Genomic DNA, 14,554 nt, shown 5'->3' on the forward strand with positions numbered 1-14,554 from the left:
CGCCGGGCCGGCTCCCGGGTGCCGTGCGCGAGGCCGACCGTGCGTCAGGCGTCGCCGTACGCCTCCCCGCCCGGTTCGAAGCCGGCCGTTCCGGCGGTCGCGTCGGCGAGCCACGCCCGGAAGGCCTCCACATCGGCGTCCGGGAGGGCGATCTCGATCGTGACCGCCTCCCCGTAGCGGACGTCCCGCACCTCGCGCCCCGTGGTCCGCAGGTCGTTCTCCAGCTTGCCGGCCCGCTGGTGGTCGACGGTGACCGTGGCCAGCCGGAACCGGCGGCGGGTGCGCGTGCCGAGGGTGTCCAGAGCCTCACCGACCGCCCCGCCGTACGCCCGGATGAGTCCGCCCGCGCCGAGTTTGACCCCGCCGAAGTAGCGCGTGACGACGGCGACGACGTACCGCATGTCGCGGCGCAGCAGCATCTGGAGCATGGGGACGCCGGCGGTGCCGCCGGGTTCGCCGTCGTCGCTCGCCTTCTGGACGGAGGCGTCGGCGCCGATGACGTAGGCCCAGCAGTTGTGGGACGCGTCGGCGTGCTCCTTGCGGACCGTGGCGATGAAGTCCTGCGCCTCCTGCTCGGTGGCCGCCGGGGCGAGGGCGCACAGGAAGCGGGAGCGGTTGACCTCGGTCTCGTGCACGCCGGCGCGGGCGACCGTGCGGTATTCGTCCTGCATCCGGCCACCCTATGCGCGGTCCCGGGGACGGGCCGGACCGGCCCGTGGCTACTTCTTCTCGCCCCGCGGCACGGTCATGGAGGTGAGCAGCGCGGTGCCCGGGGTGAGGGTCCGCCAGGACGTGCCGTACCAGGTCAGGACGGCGACGGCCGACGTCGGGAACTTGGTGCGGAGCCGCTCCAGCGTGTCGTCGAGGCCGTCACCGGCGAGCGCCAGGACGAGTTCCTCCAGGCCCGGGTTGTGCCCGATCAGCAGCAGTGTCTCCACCTCGGCGGACACCTCCTGCACGACGGCCAGCAGACCGGCGGGACTCGCGGCGTACAGGCGCCGGTCGAACCGGACCGGCGGGGGCGTGCCCCACTCGGCGGCGGCCAGTTCCCAGGTCCGGCGGGCGCGTACGGCGGTGGAGCACAGCGCGAGGTCGGGCAGGCAGTCGGCCTCGGCCAGGGCCCGCCCGGCCGCGGGGGCGTCGCGGCGGCCGCGCGGGGCCAGCGGGCGCTCGTGGTCGGCGACGTCCAGGGGCCAGGCGGACTTGGCGTGCCGCAGCACGACCAGGCGGCGCAGCGGGCCGGCTCCGGCGCGCTCCATCACGACGGGGCTCCCAGGTCGCGGGTGAGTTCGAGGGCGAGGAGCCGGTCGGCGTAGGCGTACGTCTCGAACCGGGCACCGTCCGGCAGGTCCGGTTCGTTCTCCACGTCTCGCAGCACGTCCAGCACCCGGGGCATGTCCAGATCGTCGTCCCAGGCGGCGCGCAGCCGCCCGCGCACGTCGTCGGGCACGGGCCGGGAGGCCCGCCGGGCCCAGCGGGCGACCGCGCCGCGCCACCGGGCGAGGGTGGCCTCGGCCTCGCGGAGGACGTCCGCCTCCAGCCGGACGGGGGCGTTGTGGTGCCGGGTGAACAGGGCGAGGCGCAGGACGGCGGGTTCGACACCGCCCAGCGGTCCTGGTCCCACCGACTGGCCGCTCGGCGGGTCCGACTCCGCCGGCTCACCGGCCGGCGGGCCCGACGTCACCGACTCGCGCGTCGCCGATTCGCTCAGCGGCAGGTCCGATCCCACCGACGCGCCGACCGACGTGGCCGGTCCGGCCGTCTCCACAGGCGCGACAGCGATCCGCACCCCGTCCGGGGTGGCCCCGCCCTCGGCGGTGACATGGACGACCTGGGCCTCGCCGAGTCCGGCGCTGACATCGGGGCTGTCCTCGAAGGGGCGGATGCCGAGGGCCGTGGCGTCCGCGCGCAGCTCGGCCCGGCGGCGCCCGCCGGTCAGCAGGGCCCACACCGGTGTGCCGCCGAGCTCCAGCGCCCGCACGAGCAGGTCCGCCACGAGCAGCACCCGCAGATCGGTCAGATCGGAGCCGGGCGCGTGCACTTCGACACGGGTCAGGCCCCGGCGGGCCGGGGCGGCGTCGACCGGCTCGCCGGTCCGGGCGTCGATGATGCGCAGCACGAGGCGAGCGTAGGCCGGGTGGGCGGGCACACGCAGGCATGTGCGGCTTTTTCCGGCCACCGTGGCGGGAACACCCCACCAATGGCGTGCCGGACGGACCAGGTCACCTGGGCGGGCATCGCCCCACGACCGGCGCGCCGGTCTGTCGGGCCACGCCGCCCTTGAACCGCCCACCACCAACCACTCGCCGGACCGGGCCACCGGCGAGGCCCCCATCGAACCCGACCACCACGCCGGAAGCCGCCCACCAACAGCCCACCCACCAGGCCAGGCCACCACGGCGGAAGCCGACCCCACCGACGCCCCACCCGCCGAACCCGACCACCGCGCCCAGAAGTGCCCGGCCAGACACGCCGGCCGGTTGGCCACCGTGACGCGAACGCCCCGCCCACAACGCACCGGCCGTCCGCCGCCCGGCCGCCCGTCACCCGGTCGCTTGAACCACCGTGGCGTGAATCGCCCGCCCAGCCCGCCGGCCACCAGCCCGCCGGCTCGCCCGGCCCCTCAGCCCACCGTCCCCAGGAACCGCACATGCGGCCGCTGCTGGGGGCCGTCACGGGTGACGGCGGCCCGTACGCCGTACACCTCGGCGATGAGTTCCTCCGTCAGGACATCGCCGGGAGGGCCACCCGCCACGACCCGCCCCGCGCTCAGGACGACGACCTCGTCGCAGTACATCGCCGCGAGGTTGAGGTCGTGGAGGGCGACGACGGTGGTGACCGGCAGGCCGGTGACCAGGGCGAGCAGACCGAGCTGGTGGTGGATGTCGAGGTGGTTCGTCGGCTCGTCCAGGAGGAGTTCGCGGGGTTCCTGGGCGAGCGCGCGGGCGATCTGCACTCGCTGGCGTTCGCCGCCCGAGAGGGTGTGCCAGGGCTGGTCGGCGCGGTCGGCGAGGCCGGTGCGCTCCAGGGCCTCGCGCACGGCCCGTTCGTCGTCCGCCGAGCCGGGCGTCCAGGCACGGCGGTGCGGCACGCGGCCCAGCCGTACGACGTCCACCACCGTCAACTCGACCTGCGTGCCGGACTGCTGCTCGACCACGGCGAGGCGGCGGGCGACGGTGCGGCGGGGCAGGTCGCCCAGTGGCGTGCCGTCGAGGGTGACGACTCCGGCGGTCGGCGTGAGCAGCCCCGCCAGCAGCCGCAGCAGCGTGGACTTGCCGGAGCCGTTGGGACCGAGGACGCCGACGGTGGAGCCGGTCTCGGGCGCGAGGACGACACCGTCGAGGATGAGACGCCCGTCGGCACGGCGACCGACCCGGTCGGCCCGCAACCCGGCACCGCTCTTCGCCGCGCCCACCCCGCTCACCGCACCCTCCGCGTCCGGTACAGGACCACCACGAACGCCGGCACCCCGATCAGCGACGTCACGACTCCCACCGGCACCTCCTGGGGATCCAGCACCGTACGGGCGAGGGTGTCCACCCACACCAGGAACACCGCTCCGGCGAGGGCCGTGACCGGCAGCAGCCGGGCGTGCCCGGGACCGGCCAGGGCCCGCGCGGCGTGCGGCAGGACCAGTCCGACGAAGCCGATCGCCCCGGCCGAGCTGACCAGCGCGGCCGTGAGCAGGGCCGTGACGCACAGCAGCACCAGGCGGGTGCGGGCCACGGACACCCCGAGCGCGGCCGCCGCGTCCTGCCCGAAGGCGAAGGCGTCGAGGGTACGGGCATACGACAGGCACACCACCAGCGCCACGGCAAGGACGGCCAGGCACAGCCACACGTCGGTCCAGCCCGCGCCGCCGAGCGAGCCGAGGAGCCAGAACAGCACGCCCCGGGTCGTCTCGGCGTCGGCGGCGGTCATCACGACGAAGGAGGTGAGCGCGGAGAAGAGCTGCATGGCGGCGACGCCCGCGAGGACGACCCGGTCGGTGGTGCCGCCGAGGGTGTGGCTGAGCAGCAGCACCAGGGCGAAGGACACCAGGGCGCCGAGGAACGCGCCCGCGGACACCGAGACGGCGCCGCCGCCCACGCCCAGGACGACGACCACGACCGCGCCGGTGGAGGCGCCGGAGGACACCCCGAGCACGAACGGGTCGGCGAGCGGGTTGCGCAGCAGCGACTGCATCACCGCCCCGCAGACGGCCAGTCCGGCCCCGCACACGGCCGCGAGCAGCGTGCGCGGCAGCCGCAGCTGCCAGACGATCCCGTCGCGGATCGGCGTCAGGTCCGAGCTGCCGAGTCCGAGATGGGCCGCCACTGCGGACCAGACGTCCGCGATCCGTATGTCGGCCGGGCCGACGGTGATCGCCAGGGCCAGGGAGACGGCCAGCAGCAGGACCCCAGCGGCGCCGAACCCGAGCCCGCGGACGGTCACTTCACGAGCCCGAACGCGCGCAGCTTGGCGGCGACCTGTTCCACGCCCTCGACCGTGCGGATGGTCGGGTTCATGGCCTGACCGCTGAGCAGCACGTACCGCTTGTGCCTGACCGCGTCCATGTTTCTGGTGACCGGGTTGGACTCCAGGAAGGCGATCTTCTTCGCGGCCGACTCGGCGGTCTGCGACTTGCGGGTGAGGTCGCCGATGACGAGGACGTCGGGGTCGCGTTCGGCGACCGTCTCCCAGTTGATCTGCGGCCACTCCTCGTGCGTGTCGTCGAAGACGTTCTTCGCCCCGAGGGCCCGGGTGATGATGCCGGGCGCTCCGCAACAGCCCGCCATGTAGGGCGACTCGGAGTTGGCGAACCAGTACAGGAGGGTGACGTCGGAGGCGTGGACGCCCCGCGTGGCCTTCGCCATGCGCCGCTGGAGGGAGGCCACGAGCTGGTCGCCCCGTTCCGGCACCCCGAACACGGTGGCCAGGTCGCGCACTTCGCCGTAGATGGTGTCGATGCCCAGCGCCTTGTCGCGCGCGCCGTCCCCGTCACCGGAGTTGTCCTTGCCGGCGCAGTCCGACGGGGAGACGTACGTGGGGACGCCGAGCTTCTCGAACTGCTCGCGGGTGGCGACGCCGCCCCGGCCGAGGGTGGAGACGAAGGACGCCGCGACGAAGTCGGGGCCGGTGTCCAGGACCCGTTCGAAGGACGGGTTGTTCTCGGCGATGCGCGGCACCTTCGCGTTGGCCTTCGCCAGCCCCTTCATCACGGGGTCGGTCCAGGTGGCGGTGCCCGCGAGACGGTCGGCGAGGCCGAGGGAGAGCAGGATCTCGGTGGTGCCCTGGTTGAGGGAGACGGCGTGCTTCGGCGGGGCCTCGACGCGCACCTCGTGGCCGCAGTTGTCGAGCGTGACGGCGGCTTTCGTCGTGGTGGCCGGCGGGTCGCCGCAGCCGGCCAGGAGCAGGGCGCCGGCCGCGAGCAGGACGGTGGCACGGGCGGGTGGGGCGAGGGGCACGGAAACCAGTCCTCAGTCGTCGAGGGCTCGATCGCGGAGCCCGGTCGTACGGTGCTCCCCCGCCGCGTACGGCCGCGGGGGCCGCCAGCAGGTCTTCGGACTCGGGTTCGTCCGGTGCGGAGCGCCTTCCCGGACGTCACACGCGACGTCCAGTGGCCGAGGCCCCGCCCGTCCCCCTCACCGCTGCGCGTCAGTTCCGGATTCGCACCGGATTCCCTGACCCACCTACATGGGTTCGACTGGCCTCGGCAAGCTATCACGGGGACTGCGCGGGAATCACCGCGCACCGTACGTCGTTGTGCGGACAACAGTTCTTCCGCGACTCTCCAGGAGGCCACCGGTGTACGGCGACGAGGCAACGGTCCGCAGGATCCTCACCGAGCTCGGCGACACCTGGGCCGTGGTGGGCCTGTCGTCGAACCAGCGGCGCGCGGCCTACGGCGTGGCCGAGGTGCTCCAGCGTTACGGCAAGCGCGTCGTGCCCGTGCATCCGAAGGCGGAGACGGTGCACGGCGAGCAGGGGTACGCCAGTCTCGCGGACATCCCCTTCGACGTGGACGTCGTGGACGTGTTCGTGAACAGCGATCTCGCCGGAGCGGTGGCGGACGAGGCGGTCGCGAAGGGCGCGCGGGCCGTGTGGTTCCAGCTCGGCGTCATCGACGAGGCGGCTTACGACCGGACCCGTGCCGCGGGCCTGGAGATGGTGATGGACCGCTGCCCGGCGATCGAGATCCCACGACTTCCTCATCACCGCGTACAGAATTCCTGAAGCGCTTTCCAGGAAATGCCCGCGCCCGGTCAAGGCTGCACAACGCGCCTTCTGCCGCCGGTTGACCGATTCCTAATCTGAGGCCTCTTGCTCGCAGAACTCACCGAGTTCTTTTACGAGAGGCCCCTTGATTCATGGTGAGCGTCGACCAGGCAGCAGCGGGGGTAAAAGGGGGGCCCGGCGGATTGCGCCGGGACGTCGGACTGATCGGGCTCATGTGGGCGTCGGTCGGTTCCATCATCGGCTCCGGGTGGCTGTACGGAGCCGAGAAGGCGGTCGTGGCGGCCGGCCCCGCGGCGATCCTGTCGTGGCTGATCGGCGCGGTCGGGATCGTGCTGCTGGCCCTGGTGCACGCGGAACTCGGCGGCATGTTCCCGGTCGCGGGAGGCACGGCGCGGTATCCGCACTACGCGTTCGGCGGACTGGCCGGCATGTCCTTCGGCTGGTTCTCCTGGCTCCAGGCGGCGACCGTGGCACCGATCGAGGTCGAGGCCATGATCGGTTATGCCGGGCACTGGCACTGGGCGCAGGGCTTCCAGCACGCCAAGGACGGCACACTGACGACCAGCGGGTTCGTCGTCGCCGTGCTCCTCATGGCGGTCTTCGTCGTGATCAACTTCCTCGGTGTGCGGCTCCTGGCGCACACCAACAGCGCCGCCACCTGGTGGAAGGTGGCCGTGCCGCTGGCCGCCATCTTCATCATCGCGGCGGGCAACTTCCACCCGGGCAACTTCACCGAGCACGGCTTCGCCCCGTTCGGCGCCCACGGCGTGCTGAGCGCCGTCAGTTCCAGCGGCATCATCTTCGCCCTGCTGGGCTTCGAGCAGGCGATCCAGCTGGCGGGCGAGAGCCGCGACCCGGCCCGTGACCTGCCCCGCGCGACGCTCGGCTCGGTCGCCATCGGAGCCGGGATCTACGTCCTGCTCCAGATCGTCTTCATCGCCGCCCTGCCGCTGGCCTCCTTCGCGCACGGCTGGACCAAGCTCGACTACCCCGGTATCAGCGGCCCTTGGGCGGGACTGGCCACCCTGCTGGGGCTGGGCTGGCTGAGCGTGGTGCTGTACCTGGACGCGGTCGTCTCCCCGGGCGGCACCGGTCTGATCTACACCACCGCCACCTCCCGCGTCTCGTACGGTCTGGCCCGCAACGGCTACGCGCCGAAGATCTTCACGCGCACCGACGCGCGCGGCGTGCCGTGGTTCGGGCTGATCGTGTCCTTCGTGACCGGCGTGGTCTGCTTCCTGCCGTTCCCGAGCTGGCAGCAGCTGGTCGGCTTCATCACCTCGGCGAGCGTGCTGATGTACGCGGGCGCCCCGCTGGCGTACGGCGTCTTCGCCGACCGGCTGCCGCACCGCGCCCGGCCCTACCGGCTGCCCGGCGGGAACGTCGTCTCCCCGCTGTCCTTCGTGGTGGCCAACCTCATCATCTACTGGTCGACCTGGGACACGCTGTGGCGGCTCGGTGTGGCCATCGTCCTCGGCTACGTCCTGCTCGGCGGATACGCCTGGTACGCCACCCGCAAGGGCCTGACCGACGCGCCCCGGCTCGACTGGAGGGCCGCCCAGTGGCTGCCGGCCTACCTGCTGGGCATGGGCGTCATCTCCTGGCAGGGCGGCTTCGGCGGCCAGGGACACATCGGACTGTGGTGGGACATGGCGGTCATCACGGTGTTCTCCCTGGCGATCTACTACTGGGCCCGGGCGTCGGCGTCCCGCCCGGAGGAGATCGAGCGGAGCATCGGGGAGGTGGCCGTCACCGAGGTGACCGTCCACTGACCGCCTGCCCTAGTCAGTCGCCGAGGGCCGTACGGACACCGTCGATCGACGGCACGTCCGTGCGGCCCCGCGCCGACACGCAGGCCACGGCACGCCGCAGGGCCCGGTGGAGCAGCAGCGGAGCGTCCGGTCCCAGGGCATCGAGGAGCGGGACGACGGCGTTCTCCAGCATCGCCGTCACCATGGCCCAGGCGTCGGCAGTCCGGTCGTACAGCAGTCGCAGCGCGGTCGCGGGAGACCTGCCGAGGAGGATGGCGAACAGCTCGCGCAGCGCTTCGTCGCGCTCCACGCGTTCCCAGGGATCCGCGGAGAGGGCGAGCGTCCGCTCCAGCAGGTCCTCCGCGTCGACCAGGCCGGCCGTGGCCGGGGACCGGGCCAGTTGCAGCAACGTCACCGCCTGCCGGGCGGGTTCGGCCCGCTCCGCCGCGGCCACGACGTCGGCGCACAGCACGGCAACGGCCGGATGGCCCGCACCGTGGATCTCGGCCGTGCGGGCCACCAGCGCCGCCACGGCCGGAAGCCTCGGCGAATCCAGCAGCGGCCGCAGGCGTGCCGCGCCGGCCTCCGGGCCGAGGAGAGCCATGTCCACGTAGGCCGCGTAGAGCTCGTCCTCCAGGACCGGCGGGGACGCGACGGCCGGGGGCGCGCCGGACGCGGTCGCGAGGTGCTCGTTGACGAGGGCCGGGGCGAGCATCACACCGGTGAGCAGCGGTCCGTGGACGTCCAGGGGCATCCGGAGCAGGGAGCGGTGCGTATGGGCGAACGGCGGGTAGGGCTGCCGGCCGTTCAGCACGTCGACCGCGTAGCGGCGGGAGGCGTCGGCGCCGAAGGCGAAGTGGAACATGGACAGCAGGTAGGGAGTGCCGTCGGCGCCGAGGAAGGCCATGGCCGGGTCGGCCTCCCACGGCAGGAGCCGCACCGCGGCCTCGAATCTGCTGCGGTGGTCGGGGCGGACATAGGCCAGGGGCCCGTCCTGCTGCTGCGGCAGGTTCCACTCGTACCGGGGTATCGCGGCGTACGCCTGTCCGAACTCGGCCCACAGCCGGTCGGCCACCGCCCGGTCCGCTCCGGCGGCGGCGGTCCCGAAGAGCCCGGCGAGTCCGATGACCCGCTCGCCGGGATCGGTCAGGGCGTGCACGAGCGTGCGGGCGCGGTCCAGGTCCCGTACGGCGACGGCCTCCGCGAAGCAGCGGATCGTGCGGGCCCAGGAGTACGGGTGGCCGACCGACCAGGTACTGGGCGTCATGGCGCGCAGGACGTCCGACGGGTCGCTGTGGAAACGCTGTTCGACGAGCCGCTGCCAGTCGTTGGTGTGGTTCATCACCATGGGGAGCTCGGCCACGGGGTCGCTGACGGCGTTCCCCCGGGCCGCGGCGCCCCCTTCCCCCGCCAGGTGGTAGAAGCCCCACAGCGGCGGGTCGGCCACGGGCGGTACCTCCTCGGCGGCGTGCAGCGACTCGTCCAGGATCGCGCGGGCCATGGCGAGGTCGCCTGCGTCGGCGCGCCGGTGGGCGACGAGCGCGAGGGCCGAGTAGCGGTCCTTGGAGAGCGGCTGCCACTCGGTGGTGGCGATCGCGCGGGCGTAGGCCACGGCCCGCTCCGGGGCGCGGTCGGCCAGGGCCTCGGCGAGCGTCTCCAGGTTCCCGTCGTGGTGCAGCCGGGTGATCATGTCCCGCAGCGACGGCTCGGGGGGAAAACGGGCGCAGGCGGCGTCGATCACCGCGGTCGCCGCCTCGCCGTCGAAGGCGGCGAGTACCTTCGCGGCCTTCTTCGCGTACCAGACTCCGTTGCCGAAGCGCAGGACCCGGTCGATCATCCGGTGCGCGGCGCGGACGTCGCCGAGGGCCGCCCAGACGCGTGCGGCGTGCAAGAAGGCGTCGACGACGAGCCCCGTCACCTCCACGGTGTCCAGACGGCGCAGCAGCTCTCGCGACAGCGCCGGGTACGGTCCCGCGGCGTGTTCGGCCGCCTCGGCCACCGCCTGGGCGAGCGCGCCGTCCTCCCCGGGCCAGGCTTCGGCCAGTTCGCGCAGCGCCTCCTCGGTGAGGCGGTCGGCGTGTTCGGGGCGCGTGGCCCGCAGGGTGCCGGCGAGGCGCACGAGGGACGTCAGACGTTCCGCGGGAGCGGCGTGGCGCAGGGCGCGCCCGGTCCACGCCAGCAGCTCGTCCCGGTCACCGCCGTGGGCCCGGTCCGCGAGGTCGAGGTAGGCGCCACAACGCCCGGAGCTCATCTGCGCCACGAGTTCGATGGCGTCGCCGTGGCCGGCCTCGTCGGCCGCGGCCCGCAGCACGTCGTCGGGCGGAGCCGGTTTCCAGGCCTCGTGCTGGGCCCGCTCCCAGAGGTGAAGGGCGAGCCGCAGGTCGTGGGGAGCGAGCCTGCGTGCCGCCTCCTCCACGAAGGGCCGCGTCAGGCCGTGGGGGTCGAGCGGCGCCACGGACGCGGCTTCGCCCAGCAGTTCGCGCACGGCCGCCCGGCGCACCGGGTGCGCGGTGTGGCGGTGCACCTCGAGCAGGGCGGCCACCAGCTGTCCGGAGGGCGCCAGCGCGCTGAGCCGCGTCATGGCCTCGTCGACCCGGCCGAGCCGGGCCAGCAGGCCGTACACGGCGGGCGCCGCCATGGAGGTCGCCCGCCGTAACTGGCGCCGTACGGTGGCCAGGAAGAGCACCGTCGGGGTGTCCGACGGTGTGGGAGCGCCGTCGAGGAGGTGGTCGGCGGCCGTCTCGACGACCCTGGTGAAGTACCGGTCGGAGCCGAACGCGGCCCGGCCGGCCAGACGCAGCCCCGGGCACACGAGGTCCGGCGCCTCGGCGGCGATCGCGGGCCGGCACTGTACGAGGTGGTGGGCGAGGTGGGCCAGGCCGTACCGGTCCACGGCCGGCCAGTCGACGTCCGCCCAGGACGGGGCCCCGGCACGGTAGTGGCGCACGATGCGCTCGTGCCACTCCTGCTCGGCGACGCCCCAGCCGGGGTGCTCCCGGGCGACCTGGGGATCCGTCAGGAACTGGGCGACGGACGAGTGGTAGAAGGCGTACCGGCCGTTCCGGACGGACAGCAGCCAGCGGATCCGGCCCAGCACCGAGAGAACGGCACGCGGCCAGACCCGGACCCCGGCCAGCGTGCGCAGTTGTTCGGGAGTCAGTGGCTCGCGCGCGACGGTCAGGACGCCGAGGAGGGGCTGGGCGGCTCCCTCCCAGGCGGGAGTGACCAGGTCGGTGGGGGTCAGGGGGTCGCTGATGTCGAGCATGCCGAGGCGTTCGAGGTCCGTGCGCGCGGTCTCGACGAAGAACGCGTAGAGGCCGTGGAGGCCGTCCGGAACGGCGTCGGCCTTGGTCAGACGGGCGGTGAGCGGTGCGTCGTCCTGGTCGATCGCCTGGCGCAGGGCCCTCAGATACATCGCCACGTACAGGAAGTTGCCGCTCGCGCGCCGGACGAGTGCGCGGGCGAACTCCACCGGGTCGCGTCCGTTCGCGCGCAGTGCCTTGGCGACCGTCTCCGGCGCCAGTTCCTGGTCGGCGTAGGCGAGCAGGTCGTCCCGCACCTGCGGCGACGACGGGTCGATGGTGATCTCGGCGAGACCGGCGCCGCGGGCGGAGCGGAGCCGGTCGAGCGCGGCGTGCGGGCGCGAGGTGACGACGACCCGTACGTTCGCCGGGAGTTGCGGGCCCGTGGCGAGCCAGTCCAGCAGGGTCGCGCCGGGTTCGTGGGCGCCCTCGTCGAGGGCGTCGACGAGGAGCACGATCCGCTCGTCCGGCGCGTCGGACAGCAGCACCTGCGCGGGACCGATCAGCGCGAGGTGGGCGAGGACTGCCGGTTCGAGCAGTCGCGGCTCCACGGTCGCGGTCCCGATCTCGACGCCGAGGGCGCTGCCCGACACCCGGAGGACGTCCTGCCGGACGCGCAGGGACGCGGTCCGGTGGAACGGGGAGGCACGCAGGTCGTCGATGCGGATGCCGACCGCCCTGGCTCCCGCCTCCACCGTGCCGATGCGCTGGTCGACGGTGACCTCCAGCCGCTGGGGCTCGAACAACTCCGGCCGGGCAAGGGCCAGTTGGTGACCGATGGTGAGCAGGAACGACTGGAGGTCGCTGCCGGCGAGCGCGGTCCGGCTGTCCTTGCGGATGAAGTAGTGCTGCCACTCGGGGTGAGCACGGGCCAGGCCGGCGAGCAGGCTGGTCTTGCCCGCCCCCGGTTCGCCCGTGACGAGCACGAGGCGTGTGGTGGCGTCCGACAGGCAGCGCTCGATGTCGCCGGCCAGCCAGGGTCGCGGTACGAAAGCCGCGGCGCGGTCCGTGATCAGGTCCTGGAAGTGCAGTCCGGGACCGCTGCCGCCGGCGCCCGTGGCCGGAGCCGTCACCGCTGGTCGCGGAGGTCGACGCCGATCGCCTCGCCGCCCGCCTCGACCCGCCCGGCCCGGACGTCGCCCTTGATCCACCCGGAGGGCCGGTCGGCCCGGACGGCCGCGACGTAACCGGCGACGGCGTCGACGTCGATCCGTCCGTGGGTGCGCGGCACGTCCTGCGCTCCTGTCTCCCCGTCGAACGTCACGGCGGTGCCGTACACGGCCTCCAGGACGCGGCGCAGGGCGTCGACGCGCCGGACCAGCGCCTCGTCCGTCGGGTCGATCTCGTCGACTCCGGAGGCGACTTCGTGCAGATCGGCGCGCAGCGCGCGCAGTTCCCCGGAGAGCCGCTCCACGGCGGCGGAGTCGGCCGCGGGCAGGACGGCCGGTTCGGCGACGACGGCGGGGGTGTCCGCGGCGGACTGCTCCGCGCGGCGTTCACGGCGGGCTCTGAGCAGCTCGCCTGCCTGGTCGTAGAGGAATCTGACGCCCTCGGTGAGGGCTGCGGCGGACAGTGCCGCCAGGGGGAGCAGGTCCGTCATGGCGGCAACCGATCCTCGCTGTCGTCAGGGCACACCACACTACCGCTGCGGCATCCTCCTCGCCCGGCGGTCGGGTCGGCATAATGTGCGGGTGACCTCGACAGCCCCCGGCGCCGACTCGCCGTCCCCGCACCGCGTTCCGGTCGTCGTCGTGGGCGCCGGTCCCGCGGGGCTGACCGTCGGCAACGTCCTGCGGGCCGCAGCCGTGGACTGCCTCGTGCTGGAGACGGGGACCCGGGAGTTCATCGAACAGCGGCCCCGGGCCGGAGTCATCGAGGAATGGGCCGTGCGGGGCCTGGAGAAGCGGGGCCTCGCCCGGAACCTGCTGGACCGCGCGGAGCTGCACACGGCGTGCGAGTTCCGCTTCGACGGCGAGCGGTACCGGTTCCCCTACGCCGAGCTGACGGGCAGTCACCACTTTGTCTATCCGCAGCCGTTGCTGGTGACCGACCTGGTGCGCGAGTACGCCGACGTCCGCGGCGGGCAGATCCGCTTCGGGGTGCGGGACGTGCGGGTGCACGACATCGACTCCGACCGACCGTCGGTGTCCTACACCTGCCCGGAGACGGGTGAACACCGCGTCGTGCACTGCGACTTCGTGGCCGGCTGCGACGGGGCGCGCGGGGTGACCCGGGCCGCCCTGCCCCCGGAGCGGGTCCGTGTCGTGCGGCACGACTACGGCATCGGCTGGCTGGCCCTGCTCGCCGAAGCACCGCCGTCCGCCGACTGCGTGCTGTTCGGCTGTCACGCCAGGGGGTTCGCCGGGCAGATGCCCCGCAGCCCGGAGGTGACCCGCTACTACCTCCAGTGCCCGCCGGGCGACGACCCGGACAACTGGCCGCACGAGCGCGTCTGGGCGGAGCTCCAGGAGCGGCTCGGGGCGTCCGGTGCGCCGCCGCTGACCGAGGGGCGGCTGATCGAGAAGCGCGTGCTGGACATGCACGACTACGTGGTCGAGCCGATGGCGTCCGGCCGGCTCTTCCTCGCCGGTGACGCGGCGCACCTGGTCGCCCCCATCGCCGCCAAGGGCATGAACCTCGCCCTGCACGACGCCTTCCTGCTCGGCGACGCCCTGGTGGCCCACCTGACCGGAGGGGACGACAGCGGTCTCGGCGGCTACGCGCAGGCGTGCCTGCGGCGGGTGTGGGACTACCAGGAGTTCTCGCAGTGGCTGTCCGAGGTGTACCACGGCACGGCGGCGGGCGACCCCTTCCGCGCGGGCACCACGCTGGCCCGGCTGCGCCGCCTGTTCACCTCGCCGGCGGCCGCCGCGGCCTTCGCCGAGCAGTACCTGGGGACGGCCGCGCGGTACTGATTCAGTCGTGGAGGGGCCGGTCGGTGAGCCGGTGGTCGGCCACGTTCAGCGCCTCGTCCACGAGTCGGCGCAGATGGCCGTCGCGGAGCGAGTAGATCACCCGACGGCCCTCCTTCCGCGTGTTCACCAGGCCCGCCAGACGCAGTCGCGCCAGGTGCTGGCTGACGGCCGGCCGGGCCGCCCCGCACCGCTCGGTGAGGGTCGTGACGTCGGCCTCTCCCCCGGCCAGCGCGTGCAGCAGGGTGAGCCGGGTGCGGTCTCCGAGCAGGGCGAGGAGTTCGGCGGCGAGCGCGAACTGTTCCTCGCCGGGGCTGCGCGGATGCGCATCGTGCGCAGATGACAGGTGCATGCGTGCGCTCATACGCAC

12 protein-coding genes and 1 riboswitch are annotated in these 14,554 nt (G+C 73.6%); of the genes, 3 read left to right on the plus strand and 9 right to left on the minus strand.

Annotated elements, in window-relative coordinates; all coding sequences use genetic code 11:
- Positions 1-44: 44 nt before the first annotated feature.
- The 6 genes from ABZ192_RS08860 to ABZ192_RS08885 all read right to left on the minus strand — a co-directional run bounded on the left by ABZ192_RS08860 (position 45) and on the right by ABZ192_RS08885 (position 5,447).
- Positions 45-671, minus strand: a complete 627-nt coding sequence (locus ABZ192_RS08860) for a YigZ family protein (protein WP_356923822.1) — start codon at positions 669-671, stop codon at positions 45-47.
- A gap of 48 nt (positions 672-719) precedes the next feature.
- Complete coding sequence (locus ABZ192_RS08865; protein WP_356923823.1) at positions 720-1,262, minus strand: histidine phosphatase family protein; 543 nt, start codon at positions 1,260-1,262, stop codon at positions 720-722.
- Positions 1,259-2,119 (minus strand): hypothetical protein, encoded by an 861-nt coding sequence (locus ABZ192_RS08870; protein ID WP_356923824.1) that lies wholly within the window; start codon positions 2,117-2,119, stop codon positions 1,259-1,261. Before ABZ192_RS08870 ends, ABZ192_RS08865 begins: the two co-directional genes overlap by 4 nt.
- A 504-nt stretch (positions 2,120-2,623) precedes the next feature.
- Positions 2,624-3,424 carry an ABC transporter ATP-binding protein gene (locus tag ABZ192_RS08875; RefSeq protein WP_356923825.1) on the minus strand — a complete coding sequence of 267 codons (801 nt, stop codon included), beginning with the start codon at positions 3,422-3,424 and terminating at the stop codon, positions 2,624-2,626.
- Positions 3,421-4,434, minus strand: coding sequence for an iron chelate uptake ABC transporter family permease subunit (locus ABZ192_RS08880; protein WP_356923826.1), 1,014 nt, complete (start codon positions 4,432-4,434; stop codon positions 3,421-3,423). The genes ABZ192_RS08875 and ABZ192_RS08880 overlap by 4 nt, the downstream gene beginning before the upstream one ends.
- Positions 4,431-5,447 (minus strand): ABC transporter substrate-binding protein, encoded by a 1,017-nt coding sequence (locus ABZ192_RS08885; protein ID WP_356923827.1) that lies wholly within the window; start codon positions 5,445-5,447, stop codon positions 4,431-4,433. Before ABZ192_RS08885 ends, ABZ192_RS08880 begins: the two co-directional genes overlap by 4 nt.
- A gap of 68 nt (positions 5,448-5,515) precedes the next feature.
- Positions 5,516-5,706, minus strand: a riboswitch (cobalamin riboswitch).
- An 81-nt stretch (positions 5,707-5,787) separates the two neighbouring features.
- On the opposite strand from ABZ192_RS08885, the gene ABZ192_RS08890 reads away from it, so the two are divergent.
- On the plus strand, positions 5,788-6,216 hold the full coding sequence (locus ABZ192_RS08890) for a CoA-binding protein (protein ID WP_356923828.1): 429 nt from the start codon (positions 5,788-5,790) through the stop codon (positions 6,214-6,216).
- Positions 6,217-6,350: 134 nt separating this feature from the next.
- Positions 6,351-7,991, plus strand: a complete 1,641-nt coding sequence (locus ABZ192_RS08895) for an APC family permease (protein WP_356923829.1) — start codon at positions 6,351-6,353, stop codon at positions 7,989-7,991.
- A gap of 13 nt (positions 7,992-8,004) precedes the next feature.
- On the opposite strand, the gene ABZ192_RS08900 is transcribed toward ABZ192_RS08895, so the two are convergent.
- Both ABZ192_RS08900 and ABZ192_RS08905 read right to left on the minus strand, forming a co-directional pair.
- Positions 8,005-12,345, minus strand: a complete 4,341-nt coding sequence (locus tag ABZ192_RS08900) for a hypothetical protein (protein WP_356923830.1) — start codon at positions 12,343-12,345, stop codon at positions 8,005-8,007.
- Positions 12,342-12,872: a hypothetical protein gene (locus ABZ192_RS08905; RefSeq protein ID WP_356923831.1), complete on the minus strand. Its 531-nt coding sequence runs from the start codon at positions 12,870-12,872 to the stop codon at positions 12,342-12,344. Before ABZ192_RS08905 ends, ABZ192_RS08900 begins: the two co-directional genes overlap by 4 nt.
- Before the next feature lie 91 nt (positions 12,873-12,963).
- Between ABZ192_RS08905 and ABZ192_RS08910 the strand changes: the two genes are divergently transcribed.
- A complete protein-coding gene (locus ABZ192_RS08910) occupies positions 12,964-14,187 on the plus strand; it encodes a 4-hydroxybenzoate 3-monooxygenase (RefSeq protein ID WP_356923832.1) in 1,224 nt (407 codons plus the stop codon).
- Between the two features lies 1 nt (position 14,188).
- Here the strand turns inward: ABZ192_RS08910 and ABZ192_RS08915 are convergent, their stop codons facing one another.
- Entirely contained in the window at positions 14,189-14,548 is a 360-nt protein-coding gene (locus tag ABZ192_RS08915; RefSeq protein ID WP_354739674.1) for a metalloregulator ArsR/SmtB family transcription factor, read from the minus strand.
- Between the last annotated feature and the right edge of the window lie 6 nt (positions 14,549-14,554).

This window comes from Streptomyces sp. NPDC006235 (genome assembly GCF_040613735.1).
GTDB lineage: Bacteria > Actinomycetota > Actinomycetes > Streptomycetales > Streptomycetaceae > Streptomyces.